The sequence below is a fragment of the Candidatus Paceibacterota bacterium genome (genome assembly GCA_035452965.1).
Taxonomy (GTDB): domain Bacteria; phylum Verrucomicrobiota; class Verrucomicrobiia; order Limisphaerales; family UBA8199; genus UBA8199.
Map to the genome: position 1 here is coordinate 88,052 of DAOTCE010000012.1, position 23,355 is coordinate 111,406.

The 23,355-nt window shown below is 62.2% G+C and carries 13 protein-coding genes; 6 read left to right on the top strand and 7 right to left on the bottom strand.

Annotated elements, in window-relative coordinates:
• Positions 1-18: 18 nt before the first annotated feature.
• Positions 19-597 (top strand): redoxin domain-containing protein, encoded by a 579-nt coding sequence (locus P5205_11550; GenBank protein ID HSA10993.1) that lies wholly within the window; start codon positions 19-21, stop codon positions 595-597.
• A 4-nt stretch (positions 598-601) separates the two neighbouring features.
• Here the strand turns inward: P5205_11550 and P5205_11555 are convergent, their stop codons facing one another.
• Together P5205_11555 and P5205_11560 are read right to left on the bottom strand one after the other, a co-directional pair.
• Positions 602-5,749 carry an immunoglobulin domain-containing protein gene (locus P5205_11555; protein HSA10994.1) on the bottom strand — a complete coding sequence of 1,716 codons (5,148 nt, stop codon included), beginning with the start codon at positions 5,747-5,749 and terminating at the stop codon, positions 602-604.
• 715 nt (positions 5,750-6,464) lie between these two features.
• Positions 6,465-7,175, bottom strand: coding sequence for an SIMPL domain-containing protein (locus P5205_11560; GenBank protein ID HSA10995.1), 711 nt, complete (start codon positions 7,173-7,175; stop codon positions 6,465-6,467).
• A 335-nt stretch (positions 7,176-7,510) separates the two neighbouring features.
• Between P5205_11560 and P5205_11565 the strand changes: the two genes are divergently transcribed.
• The 3 genes from P5205_11565 to P5205_11575 all read left to right on the top strand — a co-directional run bounded on the left by P5205_11565 (position 7,511) and on the right by P5205_11575 (position 13,447).
• Complete coding sequence (locus tag P5205_11565) at positions 7,511-10,339, top strand: DNA topoisomerase III (protein HSA10996.1); 2,829 nt, start codon at positions 7,511-7,513, stop codon at positions 10,337-10,339.
• A complete protein-coding gene (locus P5205_11570; protein HSA10997.1) occupies positions 10,336-11,298 on the top strand; it encodes a tyrosine recombinase XerC in 963 nt (320 codons plus the stop codon). The genes P5205_11565 and P5205_11570 overlap by 4 nt, the downstream gene beginning before the upstream one ends.
• 547 nt (positions 11,299-11,845) lie before the next feature.
• Positions 11,846-13,447 carry a PQQ-dependent sugar dehydrogenase gene (locus P5205_11575; protein ID HSA10998.1) on the top strand — a complete coding sequence of 534 codons (1,602 nt, stop codon included), beginning with the start codon at positions 11,846-11,848 and terminating at the stop codon, positions 13,445-13,447.
• Between the two features lie 240 nt (positions 13,448-13,687).
• On the opposite strand, the gene P5205_11580 is transcribed toward P5205_11575, so the two are convergent.
• The 5 genes from P5205_11580 to P5205_11600 all read right to left on the bottom strand — a co-directional run bounded on the left by P5205_11580 (position 13,688) and on the right by P5205_11600 (position 20,102).
• A complete protein-coding gene (locus tag P5205_11580) occupies positions 13,688-15,037 on the bottom strand; it encodes an SGNH/GDSL hydrolase family protein (protein ID HSA10999.1) in 1,350 nt (449 codons plus the stop codon).
• A gap of 74 nt (positions 15,038-15,111) precedes the next feature.
• Positions 15,112-16,782 (bottom strand): FAD-dependent oxidoreductase, encoded by a 1,671-nt coding sequence (locus P5205_11585; GenBank protein HSA11000.1) that lies wholly within the window; start codon positions 16,780-16,782, stop codon positions 15,112-15,114.
• A complete protein-coding gene (locus P5205_11590; GenBank protein ID HSA11001.1) occupies positions 16,775-17,314 on the bottom strand; it encodes a hypothetical protein in 540 nt (179 codons plus the stop codon). The genes P5205_11585 and P5205_11590 overlap by 8 nt, the downstream gene beginning before the upstream one ends.
• Positions 17,315-17,396: 82 nt before the next feature.
• Positions 17,397-18,614 (bottom strand): hypothetical protein, encoded by a 1,218-nt coding sequence (locus tag P5205_11595; GenBank protein ID HSA11002.1) that lies wholly within the window; start codon positions 18,612-18,614, stop codon positions 17,397-17,399.
• A 3-nt stretch (positions 18,615-18,617) separates the two neighbouring features.
• Positions 18,618-20,102: a hypothetical protein gene (locus tag P5205_11600; protein HSA11003.1), complete on the bottom strand. Its 1,485-nt coding sequence runs from the start codon at positions 20,100-20,102 to the stop codon at positions 18,618-18,620.
• Between the two features lie 355 nt (positions 20,103-20,457).
• On the opposite strand from P5205_11600, the gene P5205_11605 reads away from it, so the two are divergent.
• Together P5205_11605 and P5205_11610 are read left to right on the top strand one after the other, a co-directional pair.
• Complete coding sequence (locus tag P5205_11605) at positions 20,458-21,540, top strand: ATP-dependent 6-phosphofructokinase (GenBank protein ID HSA11004.1); 1,083 nt, start codon at positions 20,458-20,460, stop codon at positions 21,538-21,540.
• A gap of 75 nt (positions 21,541-21,615) precedes the next feature.
• The gene (locus P5205_11610) at positions 21,616-23,268 is read left to right on the top strand and encodes a nucleotide sugar dehydrogenase (protein HSA11005.1); all 1,653 of its coding nucleotides are present in this window, start codon (positions 21,616-21,618) and stop codon (positions 23,266-23,268) included.
• The last annotated feature ends 87 nt before the right edge of the window (positions 23,269-23,355 follow it).

A 23,355-nucleotide genomic window follows, 5' to 3' on the forward strand; every position in this document is an offset into this window, starting at 1 on the left:
TGGTTTATCTTGCGTCGCATGAACGTTTCTTCGGCATGCAACAGGCACGCATTGATTCTGGCGTTTCTGGTCGCGCTGGGAACCGTCGCCCTGACCGCGGCACCGCCCCCAGCCGGGCAGCAGCCCAAGGAACCGCCGGCCGTGCTGGCGCCCGAGCTGGTCGGCGGCTCGTGGCTTAACCTTCCTCCAGGCACCAAGCTCACGCTGGCTGCCCGCAGGGGCAAAGTGACCATCGTCCACTTCTGGACCTACGGCTGCATCAACTGCCGCCGCAACCTTCCGTTCTATGCCACCTGGCAGAAGCGTTATGCTGCCAGGGGCGTGCTGGTGATCGGCATCCACAGCCCCGAGACTACTGGTGAAGCCAAGCTGGAAAACGTGACCAGGAAGGTGAAGGAGTTCGGCATCACCTACCCGGTGCTGGTGGATTCAGAGCGTCAGAACTGGAACCGCTGGGGCCAGCGCGTCTGGCCTGCCATCTGCCTCGTGGATAAGCAGGGCCGCGCCCGTTACGGTTGGGAGGGTGAACTCGAATACAAGGGTGCCGGCGGCGCCGGCAGGATGAGCCAACACATCGAGGCACTTCTTAAGGAATAAGCCCTCATTCAACCCTGATGCGATAGAACCGGCTTCGGCCGGGCGGGCTGGTGTCCTCTATCAGGATGGGTGCGCCCACCCCTGCCTGCCGGGATAACTCGAGCCAGGCCGAGTCAGTGAGATTGGTTTTGTATTCCACGACGTAGATAGCGCCGTCCACCGTCGGAAAGCTGAAGCCCACCGCGCTGGTCGTTCCGGCCGTGGCAGTCAGTCTGGGCGGTGGCGCGTACAGGGCTCGCACCCGGTAGAACCTTCGCATGCCAGCTGCGCTGCTGTCCGTAACGACCTCCAATCCGCCGGCGCCGAAGCGCCGCTCCAAATCAATCCACGCGCCAGTGATCACGCTGTCCCTGTATTCGACGATGTAAAGGACCCCAGCGATGCTCTGGAAGCTGAAGTGGAATCCGCCGCCCGCCACATCGAGCGACTCCAACTGCGGCTGCGGAACTGCCACCGTCACCACGGCTACGGCGCTGGTGGCGGCGCCGAAGTCATTCAGCGCCACGAACTGGTAGTTGCCGGCGTCCGCAGGCAGCACGTTGGTCAGTGCGAGCCAGGCGTTGGTTTGCCCCGCCAAAGGCGCGCTGGTGCGATACCACTGATAGCGCAAAGGCAGCCCACCAACGGCCAGTGCGTTGAATACGGCGCTTTGTCCGGCCACGATTGTGCGGCCCAGCGGCGGCCGGGCAATACGCGGCGGGATCGGCGGCGCGGTGGGGTCGGGCACCAGGCCAAGGCTGAGGGTGCCGCCCGCGTCCAGCGCCAGCACGTTGGTTGCATACGGTGGAACCGGCAGTTGGGCATAGTTGGTCAACCCCCAACCCACGAGGGTTCGATCTGCCCGAATGGCCAGGCTGTGCGTGGAGCCAGCGGAGATGGCCAGCAGATTGGTGGCGTCGGCGGGCGGCGGGCCGTAGTACGGCGCGCGGGCTTGGTCGTTGGTGATGATGATGCCAGCGGCGGAGCCATCGGCCCGCAGGGCGAGCGACTGGCTCCCGCCGGCGGCAATGGCCACAACGTTTGCCGCGTTGCTCAGGGCAGCAGCCTGGCCGTTGTTGTTCCGTCCCCACCCTACCACTATGCCATCGGCACGCAGCGCGAGGCTGTGGCTATCACCTGCGGCGATGGCGATGACATTAGTGGCGGCGGGCGGCACGTTCGTTTGGCCGTAAGAGTTGCCGCCCCAGGCAATGACCGTGCCGTCGTCGCGCAGGGCAAGCTGATGGGTTCCTCCGGCGGCGATTGCCACGATGTTGCTATTGGTGAGAGCCGGCGGCAACGACGGCGTGGTGGTGCCATACCAATGCACAACATTGCCGTCCAATCGCAACGCCAGATTGTTATCCGCCTTTAGTGGCCCCGGCCCGCCGCTCGAAATGGCGACGATGTCCACGGCATTGGAGGGGACCGCGCCGACGCCGCCCCAGCCCACCAGGGCGCCGTCCGCCCGCAAGGCCAGGCAAGGATAAGGGACGGTGCAAAGTCCCGCCGCGATGGCAATCACGTTGGTCGCCGATGGTGGAATCGCCACCGAAATCCCCTGGCCCGGGCCCCGGTTGTTCACGCCCCAGAGGAGGACGGGAGAAACCACCAGCGTGACGTTAGTGCTGAAGACACCCCCGACCGCGTTGCTGACGGCGGCGCAGTAGCTCCCGCTCAAACCGGCGTTTACGTTGGTCAAAGTGAGCGAGAAGGCGGTCGCCCCAGCCAGGTTGGTGCCGTTCCGTTGCCACTGGCACGACATTGGTTCCGAGCCCTTGGCAGCCACCGTGAAAGAAACGGTTTGCCCGACGGACGCGACTTGCGAGACGGCCTGCGTTGTGATCGTCGGGACAGCGGGCAAAACAGTGAGCGTGGCGACGGAACTGGTGATTGCGCCGTAGATGTTGGTGATGACCACGTCGTAATCGCCGGCACTGGTAGATTGGACATTGGTCAGAGAGATGGAGGAGCCTGTTTTCCCGAGCAGTTCGCCCTGGTTGAAGCGCCACTGATAGGAGAGCGCCGCCAGACCGGATGCACTTACACTGAAGCTGACGTTGGTCCCCGCCTGCAGAGTCCGGCTCCCTGGCTGGACGGAGATGATCGGCGGGCCGATGACAGTGAGGGTAGCGACCGAGCTGGTCGCCGCGCCGAGCAGGTTCGTGACCACGACGCGATAGTCGCCGACATCCTGAACACCGATTCCTGAGATCGCCACTGTAGGAGTGGAGACGCCGGCGATTCGCCCCTCGTCGGCCAGATCCACTCCGTTCTTCTGCCACCGGTAGGCCAACGGCTCGTCTCCCACCGCAGCCGCCGTGAACACGGCGTTGCTGAACACTATGGCGCTTTGGCTAAACGGCGGCACGACAATCCAGGGCGCGTGCTGCCGTTCGTAAGCGCCCAGGTCCACAGCCCCGCCCACCACGCGCGGCGCACCTTCCACATCCCGGCTGCCCGTTACAAACGCATTGTCCCCGGTGTCAATGCACGGAGAATTCGTCTCCAGATGGTAATCTCCACCGCCCAGGCTTATGAAAGCCGGCCCGTTGGTAATATTCCCGCTGCCCGCAGGGAGCGGTTCTGTGCAGCAACTGGTGAAGGTTCCATACCCGGAGAGATAGTTGTTGTGGATGGCGCCGAAATCGTTCGTGTTGTAATAGATAACGCAGTTGGTCGCATTGCAGTGGGCGGTGCCGCCGCCGATCAAGGCCGAATTGCGAACAATGGTGCAGTTGAGCAGGGTGCTGACATAAGCCCCGCCGCCCTGGCCGCCCGAAGAGGCCTCCCAGGCGGAGTTGCCGCTCAGGACGCAGTTGACGAGCGCGCCGTTGTAAACGCCGCCCCCATAGGCGCAGCCGGTATTTCCACTGACAATGCAGCCGGACACCAGCGCACTGGACGATTCGCAGCGGATGCCTCCGCCGCTACTGTCATACAAGCTGCTTTGGTAATGGCCGAGATAGTTACCACCACCGGAAAGGGTAAAGCCCGACAGCGTCGAGCCGCTCCCCAGCCACGCGCAGCGGGTGCCATAGTAGTGGTGGTTGGGCGGGACATCCCCGAGGATCGTGGTCACGCGCGGGCCGTTGAGCGCCACGACCGTCACCTGGTTGGTCATCACCACGCGATTCCACTTCGTGCCGCCGACGACGCGTCCGCCGGTCTGGTAAACGCCATTGGTGACGACCACCCAGTCATGAGGAATGCCGGCATCGATCGCATCCTGAATGGCGGTCGCGGCGGTCGCCCAGGTGGTGTAAGGCGGCGCGGGCGTGGGATTGGCGGCATTCACATAGCGCACCGTCGCAAGCGTCAGGTTTGCGACCGCGCTGCTGGCGGTGCCGAGCGTGTTGCTGACCACGAGCGTGTAGCCGCCCACGTCGTTGGACTGCACGTTCTGGATCACTAACGTTGGCGTGGTCGCGCCGGTGATCCGCCCGTCATCGGACAGCGGGACGCCGCCGAGATGCCATTGGTAATACAGGGGCCCGGTTCCCGCGCCGGCCGCCGCGAAGGTGGCGGCATGGGTCAACAAGACGCGCTGGTCCGTGGGCTGGGTCGTGATGCGAGGGTCGGTGATTACGCTCAGCGTGGCTGCGACGCTGGTCACGGTTCCGTAACTGTTGGTCACCACCACCCGGTAGTCGCCGGAGTCATTCGTCTGAAGGCCGGAAATGGTGAGCTGGGCGGTGTCCGCCCCGGTTACGCGGGTAGTGTTCACCAGGTTCGTTCCGTCCTTCTGCCACTGGTAGATCAGCGGCAACTTGCCGACGGCAGTCACTTGGAATGAAACCGGCTGCCCGACGAGCACTTCGCCGCCGCTCGGCTGCTGGGTGATTTCCGGACGCACAGCGCACTTGCCGGCGTAGCTGGCGCGATAGATGGACCGCATATCGCTTTCCGAGAGCGCGCGGCTGTAAACGGCCAGCTCGTCAATCAATCCGTTAAATGGCGCCGAGCCCGACCAGTTGGCGTAGTTGCCAATGCCCACGCCCGGGTGGAGCTGGGCATCCAAATCCCGGAACGGGCGGAGGCTGGTCGCGGCCTGGGCCGCCAGCGCGCCGTTGGTAAATATCATCAGGCTGCCGGCGTCCGCCTCGAACACCGCGCCGACATGATACCACTTCCCCATGGCCAGCGGCACGGAGTCAAGGCTCTGGCCGCACGGCGGGGTCTGCGCGGCGTCTTCAATGTGGAACTGGAGACTGCCAGCCGGTGTGACAGCAAGGTAGTAGGGGTCGTAACAGGAACGGTCGTCCGAACGAATCAGGATCACTGCGCCCGGCGCGCCGGCGTTTGCCGCCGGATAGGCGGTGATATTGATCCAGCCCTCGATGCTGAACGAGTTGGTGAACTTGAGATTGTCGGCGTCGCTGAGACTGATCATGTCAACTCCGCCCTGGAAGTTGGAAGCCTCCCCCACCATTCCCGGGCCGGGGCCAAAGCGGGTGGGTGCCCCGACGTAGTTTCCATCCACGTAATCGGTGGTGTTCGCCCCTTTCCACCAACTTACGATGCCCTCCGGGGCTTCGACGCACACCGGCAGCAACACGTTGAGCAGGGCATTGGAGCTAAGGGTCGCGCCATAGGCGTTGGACACCAACACGGAATACAAACCGGCATCGCTAGTTTGCAGGCCCGACAGCACCAGCGTCGTGCTGGTGGCCGCCGGAATATCCACGCCATCCTTCTTCCACTGGTAGCCCAATGGCGGCGTGCCCATGGCGGTTACCTCAAAGGACGCAGATAGTGCCGCGACCCCGTCCTGAGTCTGAGGCTGCTGCAAAATGACAGGCGGCAGCACGACGGTCAGCGTGGCCACCTCGCTGGTGACCATGCCGTGCCGGTTGGAGACTGTGACCCAGTAAGAGCCGGCGTCGGCGGCCAGGGTGTTTGAGATGATTAGCTGTGGAGCGGCTGCCCCTTGGGTGTGAATGCCATCATCGGCCACGGGGAAGCCATTGTGATACCAGGCATACGCGAGCGGCGCCTGTCCTGCGGCAAGCACGCTGAAGAGGGCGATCGACCCTTGCACAACGGATTGGCCCTGCGGTTGGGCCGAAATGACGGGGGCCGACTGGGCGCAAACGTGGCGAGGCAGTGCCACCGCCAGCGATACCAGCAGTATCGCCATGCCATACGGGAAGAGGGGCCGCATGCGTGTCATACTTGTCCCCTTGGCTGCGCATCCCGGCACAACGACATCGCGCTTTTGCACATTCACCGGACTATGACCGCCAATACCAAGACGCGTCAAGCTACTTGCGGCCCTTCAGCAGTGCGTTGGCGCAGCTTGGCACCACCACCATCAAGTGCTGCAGTAGCGTTCATCCCGGTTGTTGTGGGTGTCTGTTTTTGTTCGTCAAGGCTTCCGTTTATGGAAGAGGTTGATTCGCCCGAAAATCAGTGTAAGTACAATCGTTACAGTGAGTTGCATCCATCGGAGCGGGGAAAATGCCAATTGTGGGTGCAAATGAGTATAAATCGAGTAATGGCAGCGCGTTGCGCTGGAATCTGCGGAAAGTGTCAAGTGTGTATCCACGGTGTGGAGACGGTGAGGATACTGCGAGGATACGGTGAGGCTCCCTTGGGGCCGGGGCGTGGTTCCAGGATGCATCAGAATGAATCGCTCGGTTCTCGGCTAAAGTCATGCCCCGTTGAAGGCGCATTGGCGCCTAGAAATCGCCTAAATGGCACCGGTCCAATTGGAGGCGGAAAGTCCCCGCCTTGGGCCGGAAGCCGACACCCGCAACAGCAGGAACTCGTCACGGCCCGGTTGAATCCGGTTACCAGGGAGGAGCGCTCAGTGCCGTGTTGCTCACGACCATGCGGTTCGCGCCTGTGGCGGGTGGGAAGTTGAACGCGAAGTTTGCCTTGCCGCCTTATTCCAGGAAGAAGTCCACGGTAGTGACCACGCGGAGGATCTTCTTCTCGGGAGTGGCCGCGTCCCGGTCTTCGATCTGCAGGGCGCCCTGGGTAGCGCGGCGGATGCGCCCGACCTTGCTCCTGGAGTCCTGGGCGAATTTCTCCGCCGCGGCCCGGGCATTGGCGGTGGCCTCCCGGATCATGTCGGGCTTGATGTCGTTCACCGCGTTGAAGATGAACTCAATCCGGTCTCCGGATTCGTGGCCGGCAAGAGTTACGCCGGCAGCAAGGAGCTTGTCCGAGTCCTGAATTGCCTTTTTGACGACGTCCACGTTCGCGCTTCGCACGGACATCGTGACCAGCGCGCGGTAGCGGGCAAGATTGGGCCGATTGGCGTGGATACGTTCATCCTCCCGGTCGGTAACCACGGGCAGGCCCAGCGTGATCTCCGTTGGGTCTATGCCGTTGGATTCCAGGTAGGAGAGGACCAGGGCGCGGTTCGTTTCCATGGCGTTCTTGAGCGCGCCCAAGGTCTCGGCGGCGACGGAGAAGCGGATCGGCCAGATGACGAGCGTGGCCTTAACCTCGCGTTCGGACAGGCCTTTGACGGCCAGGTAACGGTCGAACTCGCGGCCTTTCTTCACGGCGCGGCCGATCTGTGAGCCGAAGATGGCCAAGCCAATCACCAGTGACAGGCCGAGAACTACGGATGCACGGAGAGTTATCATAGGCAAGGGGATAGAATCAATTCCCGGGCTTGGCCTCGCCGCCTATTCCTGGCGTTTGAACGGATCGGTGCAATTGCACCGGAGTTGGCTGGGCTGAGCGCATCGTGTGAGCCGGATTATGGCGCATAGGTCAGGGACGATCAAGCTTGCGCGGAAAGGGATTTGCCGGAGGGACAGTTGATCGTTACCACGCAGCGGCTGGCGGTGCCAGGATGCAATCGGCCGAGGGCGCGCAGGCACGAAAGCTTTGACAGGGAGGAGGGATTAAGCCACTTTCCGGCAACTTGCACGGATTTGCCACAATTGCGGACCGGGTGTAAGTGTCAACGTAATATATGGGCAAGGCGTTAATCATCGCAGAGAAGCCGTCGGTTGCCAACGACATCGCCAAGGCGCTGGGCGGCTTCCAGAAGCAGGGCGACTACTACGAGAGCGACCAGTACGTGCTCTCGTCGGCGGTGGGCCATCTGCTGGAGTTGTGCGTGCCAGACCAGTTCGAGGTCAAGCGCGGGAAGTGGAGCTTTGCCCATCTGCCGGTGATACCACCCCATTTCGATCTGCGGCCCATTGACAAAAACGAGGGACGGCTCAAGTTGCTGGTGAGGCTGATCAAGCGGCCAGAGGTGGATGCGTTGATCAACGCTTGCGACGCCGGGCGTGAGGGAGAGCTGATCTTCCGCTATATCGTCCAATTCGCGAAGGTCAAGAAGACCATCAAGCGGCTCTGGCTGCAATCCATGACGCCGGCAGCCATCCGCGAGGGGTTCGCGCAATTGCGCGACGACGCGACGATGCGCCCCCTGGCGGACGCCGCGGTGTGCCGCTCGGAATCGGATTGGCTGGTGGGCATCAATGGCACCCGCGCCATGACGGCGTTCAACTCCAAGACCGGCGGGTTCCACTTGACCACAGTGGGGCGGGTGCAGACACCCACGCTGGCCATCCTGGTCGAGCGCGAGGAGCGCATCAAGAAGTTCGTGCCCAGGGACTATTGGGAGGTCCACGGCACGTTCGCGGCCAAGGCGGGGGAATATCCCGGGCGGTGGTTCGATGAGAAATTCGCCAAGAAAGAGGGCGACAGCGATCTGAAGCCGGAGCGGCTCTGGGATGCCAAACAGGCGGAGGCCATCCGCGCCAAGTGCCTGGGCAAGCCGGGAGTGGTGACCGAGGAATGCAAGCCGACGACGCAATTGTCGCCGTTGTTGTATGATCTGACGAGCCTGCAGCGCGAGGCGAACGGGCGGTTCGGATTCTCGGCCAAGACGACCTTGGGGCTGGCGCAGGCGCTGTATGAACGGCACAAGGTGCTAACTTACCCGCGGACCGACTCGCGCGCCTTGCCGGAGGATTACATCGGAACGGTCAAGAAGACGCTGGGCATGCTGGAGCAGACAAGTTACGGCGCGTTCGCAGACCAGATTCTCAAGAGCGAGTGGGTGAGGCCGAACAAGCGGATCTTCAACAACGCCAAGGTGTCCGACCACTTTGCCATCATCCCGACCTCGCTGGCGCCCAAGCATCTTAACGAGATGGAGGCGAAGCTGTACGACATGGTGACCAAGCGCTTCCTGGCGGTGTTTTACCCGGCAGCGGAATTCCTGGTCACCACGCGCATCACCCGGGTGGAGGGCGAGCCCTTTAAGAGCGAGGGCAAGGTGATGACCAATCCGGGCTGGATGGCGGTCTATGGCAAGGAAGCGCAAACCGACGAGGCGCCCACGCTGGCGCCCGTGCAGCCGAACGAGACAGTGCAGACCGCCAATGTGGAGGTCGTGGCCGCGCAGACCAAGCCGCCGGCGCGCTTTAACGAGGCGACCCTGCTCACTGCCATGGAAGGAGCGGGCAAGTTGGTCGAGGACGAGGAGTTGCGCGAGGCAATGAGTGAAAAGGGACTGGGCACGCCTGCCACACGCGCCCAGATCATCGAAGGGTTGATCTACGAGAAGTACATTCTGAGGCAGGGGCGCGAGCTGCAACCGACGGCGAAGGCGTTTTCGCTGATGGAGTTGCTGCATGGGCTGGGAATACCGGAGCTGTCGTCCCCGGAGTTGACCGGCGACTGGGAATTCAAGCTGCTCCGCATGGCGCGCGGCCAAATGCAGCGGGCCGAGTTCATGAAGGAGATCGCGGACATGACGCGCGAGATCGTGGCCAAGGCCAAGCGGCATGAGAGCGACACGGTGCCCGGTGACTTCGGAACGCTGAAGGTGCCGTGTCCCAAGTGCGGCGGAGAGATCCACGAGAACTACAAGAAATTCCAGTGCCAGAAGTGCGAGTTCAGCCTTTGGAAGATCGTGGCTGGGCGCCAGTTTGAAATCCCGGAGATTGAGGAACTCCTGACCAAGCGTCAGCTCGGGCCCTTGCAGGGATTTCGCAGTCGGCAGGGCAAGCCGTTCGCGGCGATGATCCGGCTGACCCCGGAGCTGAAGCCGGAGTTCGACTTTGGCCAGGACCGGGCGGAAGGCAACGGCGGCGTGACGGAAGCCGACCTGGCGGGTCAGGAGCCGCTGGGCAAGTGTCCGAAGTGCGGGCACCGGGTGTTTGACACGCCGATGAGCTACTTGTGCGAGAAAGCGATTGGAACCATGCGCACGTGTGACTTCCGGTCGGGCAAGGTCATCCTGCAACGAGCCATCGAGCGGGCACAGATGCAGAAGCTGCTGGAAACCGGCAAGACTGACCTGCTGGACAAGTTCATCTCGAGGAAAGGCAGGCCGTTCAAAGCGTTTCTCGTGGTCAAGGATGGAAACGTGGCGTTTGAGTTCGAGCCGCGCGAGCCGAAGTCGCGGAATCCGGGCGCTAAGGCTGCGTCGCGCGCGGAGCCTGAGCCGAAACTGGACTTCACAGGCCAGGAGCCGCTTGGCAAATGCCCCGTGTGCGGCAAGCGGGTGTTCGAAGGCGGCTCGGCTTACGTGTGCGAACGTTTGCAGGCGGATAAGCGGCCGTGCAAGTTCAAGATCAACAAAACGATCCTGCAGCAGGCCATTGACCGGGACCAAGCGGCCCGGCTGCTGTCGAAAGGCAAGACGGATTTATTCCAGGAGTTCATCTCCTCCAAGACCGGCCGTCCGTTTCCGGCCTACCTGGTGCTGGGCGAGGCGGGCAAAGTCAGCTTTGAATTCCCACCGCGCGAAGCGGAGCCCCAGAAGCCCCTGGCAAAGTGAGCCTGGCGGATAACGAGTCAGCGGCCAACGACAAGTGGATCAGGAAGTTCCTGCAGCATTTGGCGTCGGACCGCGGCGCTTCGGCTTACACCCAACGTAACTACCGCCAGGCGGTGTGGGAACTTCACCGCTGGCACCAGGCCGAGCGACAGCGACCTCCCGTGTGGGGGACGATGCAGCGGGATGACTTCCGCGCCTTCCTGCGCTTTCTCGGGCGGCAGAATCTCAGCCGTGCGGCCATCCAGCTCCGCTTCAGCGCCTTGCGAACGTTTTACCGCTTTCTCGTGCGCCATGGAGCCGTGGCAGCCTCGCCGATCAAAAACATCGCGTTGCCCAAGGTCGGCAAGCGGCTGCCCAAGTTCCTGACGCCGGAACAGATGGCGGACTTGTTGGGTGCGCCGTTCAAGCTTCTGCCGGCGCAGGGCAAAACCGAGGCCGAGCGCCTCGCCGCGGCGCTTGCCTGCCGGCGCGACGTGGCTGTGCTGGAGACCATCTACTCGTGCGGACTGCGCATCAGCGAGCTGTGCGGATTGTTGGCGCAGGACATCGACTGGAATGAGAGCGTGGTGCGCGTGCGCGGCAAAGGGAAGAAGGAGCGCCTCATTCCCATCGGCGAGCCGGCGCTTGACGCGATTCGGAGTTACTGGACGCTGCTGCCCCAGGGGCCGGCTGGCGAATCCCCGGTCTTTCTCGCGGGACCAAAGAAGCGCGTTCCGGTAACTCCGCGGTCCCTCCAACTGCGCCTCAAGAAATACCTCATCATCGTCGGTCTGGATCCCCACCTGACACCGCACAAGCTGCGCCACAGCTACGCCACCCACCTCCTTGACGCAGGGGCAGACTTGCGCAGTGTCCAGGAACTCCTCGGTCACGAGCACCTCGTCACGACGCAGCTCTACACCCACCTGACGACCGAACGGCTCAAGCGGGCTTACGACGCGGCACATCCGCGTGCTTAGTACCTCGATCCATCAACTCGGTCCCGCATTCCTGGACTGAATACCCATCCCAGTGGAAATCGGCGTCGTGTCCATTTTTGAGACAGTGGTAGATTCCGAGCACATCCCTCGTTATAGCCCCGGAACGCCGGAAATGCCGGTGTGACAACGATGTGACCCCCGTGATATCCCTGTGTGTATCCCATGGGGAGCGCTCCCCATGGGATACACACAGGGACCCCGCAGGATTATCCCCGTCCAATCGCCGTAGCGGGCTTGGGCGGGGAGTGCCTCAGGCTTGAGGGAGAGACGGGGAGCCACCAGTTGGTGCGGCAATTGGTGGGCTTGACGAGATCAACCCGGTTACCGCGCTTCAGACTATATGCTCGTGGCATCATGTAGGGCTCCATACCTCCCATAAGTTGCGCCAATTGCTGGAAACCGTCGGGGACAAGTTCATCCCTCCATTCCTCCCGCATTTGGGGGTGGCAGTTGAAATTGTCGGTATCCGGGACTAGCGTAACAGAGGCAAGTACCTAATAGTGGAAATTAGCATGGAGAAGGCATTATGAATTTCGCATTACGCACCCTGGGGATTGTGTTGGTTTTCATTGTCGGCGGCAGCGCCCGCGGGGAGCCTTATCTGCCGACGGTTGCCAAAGGGAACATCGCCGTCCTGCTGAAACCCATCGCCACCGGGATGGCCGCTCCCGCCTACGCCATCAGCCCGCCGGGCGATACCACGCGGCTGTTTGTGGTGGAGCAGAATGGGTTGCTGCGAATCGTCCAGAACGGGACCTTGCTGCCCGGGGCGGCTCTCGATATTTCGGGTCTCATGTCGACCTCCTTCAACCCGGCCAACGCCTTTGACGAGCGCGGCTTCCTCGGCCTGGCATTCCATCCCGGTTTCAACAATCCGGCCAGCCCTGGCTTTCGTACGCTCTACACTTATAACAGCCAGCTGCTGGGAACTGGACCGACCTATCCTGCTCCCAACGGTGCCGTGCAAGGCTTCAAGAACGCGGTCAACGAGTGGAAGATGTCCAACACGGACACCAACGTTGTTGATCCCGCCTCTCGCCGCGAGGTCGTCTCGTTTGGCAAGAACGCCAACAACCATAACGGCGGCACGATTACTTTCGGGCCTGATGGCTATGCGTATCTCGCTCCGGGCGACGGCGGCAACGCCAATGATGTCGGAGCGAGCCACATCGAGCCGGGCGGCAATGCCCAGAACCTAAGCACACCGCTGGGCAAGATGTTGCGGTTCGACCCCCTTCACCCCTCCCTGACTCCCGGCAGTCCGGACCCGGCCAGCGCCAACGGCCAGTACCGCATCCCGACCTCCAACCCGTTCCAGGGGCCGGGCCAGGTGCCCGAGATATACGCCTACGGGCTGCGCAATCCCTACCGCTTTTCTTTTGACCGCGTCAATGGTGACTTGATTCTGGCCGACGTCGGGCAGCGCAACATCGAGGAGATTGACCGCATCGTGCTGGGCGGCAACTATGGTTGGGCTGTCAAGGAGGGTGATTTCCTGTTCAATCGAGCGGACGGCAGCATTGGGGCGCCCCCGGGAAATCGCAGCCCGGGAATTCCGGCCGGCATGATTGACCCGATTTCCGGCCCCATGGGTACGTTGGAATACGACCACGGCGATGGCATCTCTGTCACTGGTGGCTTCGTCTATCGCGGCGCCGCGATCCCTGAGCTGATCGGGAAATATGTCTTTGGCGACCTGGCGATCAGGAGCTCGCCTTCGCGAGTGGACGGCCGTTTGTTTTATGCCGATCTTCAGGCTGGCGTGATCAACGAGTTCCTGCTGCCCCAGTTTGCCGAGGGCATTCTGCCCAACGGCCTTACGGTGCACGGCTTCGGCGAGGACGCTGACGGCGAACTGTACGCGCTGGTGACAAACACCCCCGCGAACGGGACGGGCGGCATCGTTTACAAATTCGTCTCCCAGCGTCTGACGTTCCAATTATTGGGCCAACTGCTGGACATCTCCTGGCCGGTCGCGGGCGGGCGTCTGCAAACGCAGACCAACAGCCCCGGGGCGGGCATAAGCACGAACTGGGTTACCTACCCCGGCTCAACGATGACCAATCACGTCGTCGTTCCCCTTGACCCGGCCAACGGAAACGTGTTCTTCCGGCTGGCCTTGCCGTGACGGCGGCGTGTCAACACAGACCTCATCGAATGGGAGCCTCCCCGGAATAGCCGGAGGGTCTCCTGTTTATCAGGACAGCCTGCACCTGGCCAATGGGTGACCGATTGGCTGGATTTGTTTGCGTGGATAGGTTGCCGATTGAGTAGCCACCCCCTTGGGTATTGGAGGATCCTGCCGATGTGCGGGCACCTCCGACTTCAGCCTCGCCAGATCCTGGAGGCGTTGGGGGAGATGCCAGCCCTACTCCGTGGATTCGATCAGAATCGTGTGCGTGACGGGCACAAAGGCAGCTTTAATGGCGGCGGCCAATGTCGCGCGTTCCTTCTCGGTCTGGGCGGCGATTCCTTCCATGTTGGTCTTCGCCTCGGCGCTGCGGAAGATCTGCTTGATCTGCCTGGTCTCGTAAGCCTGTTTGGCGGCAACGGCGGCATCTACTTTGGCAAAGGCCTCGCAGAAGGGATTGCAGGGAAACACCTCTGCCAGGTTAATCCCGCGCTCCAGTTGATCTGCGGTGAACGTCCGGCTCTCGCTGCCCCAAGTGACTTTGTAGCTCCGCCCAGCCTTGACATTGCGGGCTTTGAGCATCAGCCGATTCAGCTCCTGGTTAAACGGAATGAGCGTCAAGGCCGAACGGATGTTGTTGTCATGCTCGGGATTATCTTGTCCGCAAACCGGATAGGACGGTCCGCCTTTCCCGGCGAGCACGCAGGCGCAGAACGGATATCGCGCACTGTTGATCACGAACCGGCCATCCCGGGCGGAAATCAGCTTGTGCCCGGGCGAAGTCATCATCTTGCTCTTCTTCACGTCAGCGATCAGAAGACCGATGTCTCCCTTCATGCCCAAGGCTTTCAAGAAGGCGTAAGCCATCACCGTATGGCCCGCCCAGCCGGGATGCACCCCGTCGGCGCCGGCAATCGCATAACCGGCGCCGTAACGCTTCTGCGCGGTTGCCCCCGCGGTCAGCATAGGCCAGAAGACGTCGGCAAATCCGACACTCTCGCGCTCGGAAATCTCGATGCCGATATTGCGCAGTCGGCAGAGGTTCTGGTTCAAGTCCACCAGCGTGTCATTTGTGCGCTTCGTCCAGCCGGGCACTTTGCCAATGCAACCGGGCGAACCCTGAACCACCCGCACGCCATTCGTCTTGAAAGCCTTGACGATGGCAAGGGAGCTCTGGCGATATGTCTCCCCGATGAGGTCTTCATAAGCGCGGTATTCATGGTCGTTCATGCCGTAGCAGGTTGTGGCGATGGTGGGTTTGAAGCGGAGACAATCGTTGGTCATCCGCGCCAGGAATCCCGGGGCCCGCTCGCCCCCCCATCCGTACTGCCGCACCGTGATGTTCAGCTCTGGCTCACAGACGGTCAGGTAATCCTCGATCAGCCGAGAGTACATCTTTTGTTCGGTGATGGAGTCGCCGCAAATTGCCAGGCGATCCCCGTAACGCAAAACCGGGCCCAGCGGTTGAGGCGCTTTGGCCGGCGTGAATTGAAGCGCCAGGGCGTGGTGGGGTTCTTGCCCGGAGACCTGCCCCACGCCAAGGGGGCAGGCCCCGAGCCCAAGCAGAAGAATAACCACTGAGCGCATAATATTAACGGAACGCATTGTTTGACTGTGGCGAAGCCGCGTCAATAGGCATACGGCGGGTTGGGACGTGCCGCTTACCGCTTCTTCCATTCGAGCACCTGTTTATCGGCGAGCAAACGGGCGCGGAGCTGCTCATAGCGAAGCTTCTGCACGGGTGACTTGCTGTTGAGGGCCAGCACCGCCGCGGTGGCCGCGGATTGGCCAAGAATCATGAATACCGGCTCCATCCGAATGGATCCGTAGGCAATGTGCGTTGCGGACAGGCAGACCGGCACCAGGAGGTTTTCGCACTCGGATGCTCTCGGCACAATCGAACGATAGGAAATTGGATAAGGAAGAAAGCCGTGGACCTGCACATCGCCTTCGTTCTCAGCGCGGCCATTCTTGACGATGCGCTGGCAGTTGTGCGAGTCCATCCCGTAGGCTCCCATCCCTACGGCGTCTGCCGCCTTCTGGTGCCCCCGGCAATTGTGCTCGGTCATGACATAATCCGACACCATTCGGCGCGCTTCGCGCACGTAGAGCTGATGCGGCCAATGCCCGGTGTCTAGGAACTCGTCTTTTGCCGGCCCCCAGGATTGCATCTCGTTTCGCATGTCCTCGGGCACGCGCGGGCTGGTGGCCAGGAAGTAGACAAAGCCGCGCACATAGTCCTCGTGAGCCTGCCAAATCGCGGCGCGCGTGGCGTGGTCCGCGTCCGGGTAGGCGTAGTTGGCACCGATGAAGTCCGTGGAAAAGCCGCCGTTGTTATTGATGTCCGTCTTGCTGTTGGGCATCCAGACCGGGTTCCAGAACGCCTTGAGCTGGGGCTGCTTCCCCGCCGCAACGAGGGCTTCGAGGTAGCGCGCCAGGAGTTCGTATTGAGCCGGATCATACTTCGGCGGTGGACGGTGCGGCAGGCGATTGGCAGGATTCTGCGTGTAGCACAGACGGAAATTATAGGCCTGGACGCAACGGTCGCCTTCACCCGGCTTCCCACCATCGCCCGGCTGGATGAACGGCAGCAACCCACTGGAAGGATCGCCGGCCTTCACATAGGGATCAACCGGGACCGTAAACTGGTGCTGGGGCGTTTCGGCGCGAACGCCGTTGATCGTCTCCTGGTACTTGGCGTTCGCCTCCCGCCCCACCGTGTAACTCACCCCCGCTTTAGCCATCAAATCTCCCTCGTAAGTGGCGTCAATGAACATGCGAGCGCGATAAACCCTGCCATTCTCCATCGCGATCTCCGCAATCCGCCCGCGCCGTTTCACCACCGAAGCCAGCCGCTGCCGAAAATGGACTGGCACCCTGTCCTCGCTGAGCATCTGGCGGAAAATGTCCTCCGCCACGTGCGGCTCAAAGGTCCACATGGTGGCGTCCGCGGCCTTCAGCTCGTCGAGAGTCGAGCGCCCGCCCCGGCTGGCAAAGTAACCCTCGCACGTCTCGAAGCGCCACGAGTTGCTTTGCGCATAATGTCGCGCGATGCGGTGGTAGAACTCGCGCGCAATGCCTCCGATGGCCGCCTTGTTGCCGATGTCAGTCGCGCCCAATCCACCCGAAGTCAACCCGCCGATATGATTGCCGAATTCGGCGATGACAGCGGTCCTGCCCATGCGCGCCGCCTGCACCGCTGCGGCCACCCCGCTGGCCGTGCCCCCGTAGATGCATACGTCGGCCTTAATGACTTCGCCCGCCTGGATCGCCAATTGCGGGGACAGAAAGAGCAGCGAGGCCAAGCCCAAGAGAACGGAACGACTAATCATTGGGCAACCCTTTCCCGTATTCGCTCTTTGCATCGTTGCCTCGGGCCTCGGGCTTTAAACTGGCCATCTGCTTCTCTCTCAACGCCCTGAAGTTCCCCTCCTCGCAACAGGCGACGAAGGTCTCCGTCACCGACTTGAGTTCCTCCCACCGCGCGCGGATCTGATGCGACTCCTTCTGGGTAACCTGGTTGTCGGCGGCGGCGGCCGCCACTACGGCAAGCAGGTCCGCAAATTCCTGCACAATCTCATTGGTGGCGGGGATCAGGTAAGACGGGTGCGGGTTGGTAGTCTTGGGATTCCGGATGAAGAATCCCCCGGCACGCTGACAGATCCACTGAACGAGGCGAGTGTCGTTGGTGCACTTGATCAGGCCGTCAATGCGGTCCAGCGGGTTGGTGCTGCCGCTACCGGCGCTCGAGTCGCCCGGCTCGGCCCACTTGTAGATCATCGAGAGCGAAAGCCCCAGCTCGGAGGCTGCCTGCTTGGGACTGCACTTTTGGAAGACTTCTCGCAAGAGTTCGTGTGACTGCATGGCGGCAACATTGAAAGAGCCACCAATCGTTGGCAAGGCAGAAGAACCCGCCTGGCCATGCCGCGGTGGGGGATATGGAGCTTTACCGCCAATCCCGCCAGACCGTGGCGGCCGATTGGCGCAGCCTTTCGGGGGTCCAGGCCATCTGGTCGGGCGGAGGTACAGAGCCGCCGGGGCAAGCCACGAGGAAGGTCAGCTCCTGAGTTCCATTGGCAGGCAGCTTTAGGGCGTATTCCACGTTGCCCCCGGCGAAGAGGGATTGATCGCCCCGGCCACCCACCGCGACATAACGCGAGGCTGCGCCGTTCAGATTTCCGGCGATGACCTGCTCCAGGTTCACGCTGGCGTCGGCCGGGAAAAGCCAGATGGCGTTAAGAATGGGATTCTGATCAGGGGCGCCGGGTTTGGGCAGAACGGAGACGTCCAAAGTGCCGTCGCCATTCGCGTCGGACGCCGCAAATGGCAGAGCCCCAGGGCGGTGCTGTCCCCAACGGGCCAACGGATCCACTTCCTGCGTAGGGGCGCCCTCGACCTGGCAGATGAGCGGGCGCTGGCCGGCCTGGGCCCAATGGCTCTCGCAGAAGCCGAGCACGACTCTGACTTTGGCCCCGGGGTCCACCTTGAACTGATAGCGGATCGGCACGCCGCCCATGCCGGCGCGAATGTTCTTGAAGGCGGGGTCGCAATCCACCGCAGGTCGGGCCCATCCGGGCAACGTTACTGCATCGTCAGCCCAACCCCAGTCGCGCATTGCCTGGGACACCTTGTTGCCCGCGGGCAGGCTGAGCACGGCCCGGCCGCCGAGCGTGACGGTCTTCAGGCCAAGGCGGACGGTTTCCGGCAGCGCCAGCGAGAGTTGCACCGGGGTCTCCTGGCCGCCAGTTTCTGCCAGGCGCACGGTCAGGACATCAAGCCCTGCCGGCCACACAGGTGCGCGAAATGCGGTCAGCGTCAGCGTGACTGTGCCGTGATGCGATTGCGCCTGGGCGGCGGGGATAAGGCCGTCCAGTTTGAGGCTTTGGAGAGTAACAGGCGCGGTTGCAGGGAGCCCGGCACCGGCCACATTCACCGCGATCGTTCCCCAGTCCTCAACCAATCGGCCTTGTCCGTCCATGTGCGTGGGAGCGAGCCCCGGGGAGGTGAACGTAACATCCGCACACAAGTGCCCGGCGAAGCAGAGCACCGTCAAGCAAGCCCAACGCAAGCGCCAGCCAGCCTCAACCTGCCTTGATCGTGAGACTTTGGTCCCGGATTGCGAGCCCGAGTTCTTCATATCAACCTTCGGTTCCTCACGTTTCACGTTTTATCCTGCCTTCCCGTGCGTGGCATTTCTTGGGGAGTGGATCACCTTGATTCCATATAGCTGGCAGAATGCCTCCACCACACGCCGATGGTTGCCGAGCGTGACGACCTGATGGAAACCGAGCACATCGCGGCAGTCTTCGACATTGTCCATCTTGATCTCCACCGAAGTGCGGCAGCCGCCGGCGGGCGGGGTGTCCACGTTGCTGACGACCGTGCCCGTATCAATAATGAGCTGGTCGGTGTCCTTGAAGCGGATCAGGGACACGGGCTCGCCTACCGGCCACAAGACCTGCACCGAGACCCCCAGCGCTGATTCGGAGTGGCTGCGGAGGATGTAGGGGGCGGGCTTCTGATCAAAGCCGTTCAGGCGGGTGCCGGCAACACAATGGGAAGCAATGAGGAGGTTCTTGGCGGTCTCCGCGACCGGATCATTCATGTAGCCGGGGCGGTCGAGCAGGTAACTGGTCAGCATCAGCGAGGTCGCGCCGTGGAGGTCAGCCTCGCAGCCGCAGGTAATGCCCAGGTCCTCCAGCAGGGTCCAGGCGCCACACGGCGGGGTGGGGACAAGTTTGGCGCCGACCATGCCAAGGCAGTCCATGGAGAGGGCGTTGGCCTGCTCGTCGGCCAGCATGCGCTTGGCGGCCGTGTAAACGCGGGCGGAATTGACGCTGTCCTGCCAGGTGGGTTCGACCACGCGCTTGGCGCGCTTGCGGAAACTCGAGGCTACGTCCTTCACCTCCTCGTTCGCCGGCATCTTGTCAAATAACTGGTTAAAGGCGTCGCGCGGAATGGCGCGCACCTTGGTGCCGAGGTGATCCAGGACTGTTTCGTTGCGCCGGTTGCCATGAATCCAGAGCATGCGGGTTTCCTCGAACATGCGCTTGGCGCGGATCATGCGCAGGCCGTCCTCGACTGCAGACCATCCAAGCGAGGAGACCACGTAAACGCCTTGCTGTCGCGAGATGCCGTTGACATGGCCGGTAAAGGAGGTGCCGATGGGGGAGAAAACGATGAGCGGTACGCCGGCCTCATTGGCCAGACGATGGACCCAGTTCCAGCATTGCATGTGCTGGAGAATGACCAGCAGGCCGTCGGGCTTGCGCTCGCGGACCCCCTTTAGCAAAACCGTCATCCCCGCTTCGTCCTCAATGGGCTTTTCTTCCTCGTGCAACTTGATGGCGAGTCGCGCACACGAACCGGCGAGCTGGCTGCGATACTCCTTCTGGCGTTTGTCGAGGTCGTAAGTTGTGCCGGGCCAGCCAAGCCAGTAGGGCCGGGGCTGCTGCAGGACCGCCGCGTCCACTCGGATACTGGGCCGGGGCCGCAGCTTGGCGGGGTCAACAAAATCCGGGTCCGCTTTGCGCGCCTTGGCTATGGCCGGAAAGAACTCGCCGCTGAAGACCAGGCCGGCTGCGGCCGTGGTGACGACTTGGAGACAGCGCCGCCGGGAAAGGCAGCCGGAGCATTGATGGGGTGTTTGCATAAAGTGGGGAGCTTCACACTGCATTTTTCATGGAATACAATGACGGTCCTACCCCACTGGGACGACGGCGGCAAGAACATTGTGCGATTCCGGGCCGTCGTTGCGCCTGCCGTAACGATTGCGAATGTGCCGAGGGCCGCCTCATGCCGGCGAAAGCGAGCAGCGTCATGCCGATGAACGTGCCTGAAACAGAGATATGTTTGAACAAGAAGTGGAGGTGCTTTCCGTTCATGGCCCAATCTCCGTAGCGGAAGGGCTGGATTTTCAGAGTTGACTCGGATCGCGCTGTTGCGTGAGGGGGTGCCCCATGGAGTTTAGGCTTTAGCCCTTGGACGGTGCCTCGTAGAGTGAACCCATGCATGAACGAATCGGCATCCTAACTGGCGGCGGCGATTGTCCGGGGCTAAACACTGTTATTCGGGCCGTCGTGAAGTGCGCCAGCAAACGCGGCTGGGAAGCCGTTGGCTTCCTGGACGGCTTCGAGGGCCTGCTGGAGCCGCTGCGCTACCGGCGGCTCGATTACAAGGAAATGGATGCGTTGCTGTTTGTCGGCGGCACGATTCTGGGCACCTCCAACAAAGGCCGCTTTGCGGGCAAGACCGGCCACGGGGAAACCAACCGCATTCCGCGCGAGATCCTCGATCAGGCGAAGGCCAACTTCCAGAAGCTCGGCCTGCGTGCCCTGGTGGTCGTGGGCGGCGACGGCTCGCTTACAAGCGCCCAGCAGCTCTTTGAACATGGTGTCCCGGTTGTCGGCGTGCCCAAGACCATTGACAATGACCTCGAAGCCACCGCCCTGACGTTCGGCTTTGACTCAGCCGTGGCTTGCGCCACCGACGCCCTGGACCGCCTGCGCACGACTGCACAGAGCCACGACCGGGTCATGGTGCTGGAAGTGATGGGCCGTTACGCAGGCTGGATTGCCATGGCCGCTGGCATTTCGGGCGGTGGCGATGTGATCCTTATTCCCGAGATTCCCTTTAATTACGAAAGCGTCTGCGCGAAGGTTGCCGAGCGCGAGCGCGAGGGCAAGCAATTCACCCTGGTGGTCGTCGCCGAAGGGGCGCGCGCCCGGGGCCAGGACTATGTGACATCGGGCCAGGCCGAATCCAACCGGGAAGCGCGGCTGGGCGGCGCGGGCGCGGTCGTGGCTGCCGAGATTCAGAAGCGCACCGGCAAGGAGACGCGGGTGTGTGTGCTGGGCCACCTGCAACGCGGTGGAGCGCCGACCTCCTTCGACCGGCTCCTGTGCACGCGCTTCGGGGCGCGGGCGGTGCAACTCATCGCCGCGGAGACTTACGGCCACATGGTTGCTTTGCGCCCGCCCGATACCGTGGCGGTGCCGCTCACCGAGGCCATTGGCCGCCTCCGCGCCGTCCCGCCCAACGGCGAGATGGTCGAGACCGCCCGCGCCTTGGGGATCAGCCTCGGCGACTAAGGGCTTGTAATCCGCCGCGGTTCCTGACAGAAATTCACTCAGAGAAGTTGTCACAGGAAATCATCGCATATGGAAATGAACGCAATATCAATCAGTCCTTCAGGGGAAGAGTTTCCGCTGCCGACGCCGGGTGATTACGCGGCCGAGTTTGCCCGCCTGAAGGAGTTGGCTGCCAGGCAACGCAAAGCCGGCAAGGAAATCGTCGTGGTCGTCGGCCTGGGATTCGTCGGGGCCGTTATGGCGGCAGTGGTGGCCGACGCCACGGACAAGAAGGGCCGCCCAACCAAGTTCGTCATTGGAATGCAGCGCCCCAGTACGCGCAGTTTCTGGAAAATCCGGCTGCTCAACCGCGGCGTTTCACCTGTCAAGGCTGAGGACCCGGAAGTCGAACAACTCATCGCCCGCTGCGTCAACGAGAAGCAAACGCTGGTGGCCACGTACACCGAAGAGGCGCTTAAGCTGGCCGACGTGGTCGTGGTGGATGTCCAATGCGATTACCTTAAGGAATCCCTTGGCAATGTCCGTACCGGATCGGCTGAAATGGCCGCATTGGAAGCCTCGATTGCGACAATCGCGGAGAACATTCCGCCCACTGCGCTGGTCCTGATCGAAACCACTGTCGCCCCGGGGACTACCGAGCAGATTGCCTACCCGATCATGAAGAAGATCTTCAAGAAGCGGGGGATTCGTTCCGAACCATTGCTGGCCCACAGCTACGAGCGCGTCATGCCGGGCAAGAACTACGTCGCGTCCATCCGCGATTTCTGGCGCGTTTGCAGCGGAGTCAACCAGACCGCGCGCCAACGCGTCACCCGGTTCCTCAACGAAGTGCTGCACACCGACAAGTACCCGCTGACCGTGCTGGACCGTCCGATCGAATCGGAAACGGCCAAGATTGTGGAGAACAGCTACCGCGCCACCATCCTGGCGTTCCTCGATGAATGGTCAATCTTCGCCGAGCGCAACGGCGTGGATTTGAAGAAGGTGATTGAAGCAATCAAGGTCCGGCCTACCCACTCCAACATCATCTTCCCGGGACCGGGCATAGGCGGCTACTGCCTGCCCAAAGACGGCGGGCTCGGAGTCTGGGCCTACCGGCATATCTTTGGGTTTGAGGACGACATCTTCAAAATCACGCCCCTGGCTATTGACATCAACGACACCCGCTCGCTGCACGCCCCACAGTTGGTCCGGGATGCCCTGCGCAACATGGGCAAGCCAATCGCTTCGGCCGAAGTGCTGCTATTGGGCGCGGCCTACCGCGAGGATGTGGGCGATACACGTTACAGCGGCTCGGAGATCATTGTGCGCAAACTCACCGAGATGGGAGCCGACGTCAAAGTGCATGATCCGTACCTGGACCATTGGTGGGAATTGGAAGCGCAGGACACCTACCCGCTTCCCAACTATAGCTGGGCGCGCTTTTTCCATCGGCAGGCCCAGTTGAAGCATCTGCGCATTGAAAAGGACCTGTGGGCAGCGATGAAGGGGATTGACGCTCTGGTCCTATGCGTGCGGCATGATCCATATCTGAGACTCGACCCCGATCGAGTGGTGAAAAGCGCGGGCCGGCCCTTCGCCGTTGTGGACTGCTTCTGTGTGCTCGACGACGAGAAGATACGCCGCTATCTGGAATTGGGCTGTGAGGTCAAGGGCATGGGCCGCGGACACATCAAGCGGATCAAGGACAGCCTTGATAAGCGGCCGAGCGCGAAGAAGGCGAAGTAGAGGTTAGGCCGATGGGGGCGTGACACTTGTTTGCGGCGCGGGTGCGTTGTCCCTGACGCAAGCCCGAGAAAGCAGGCGCTGCCGCCA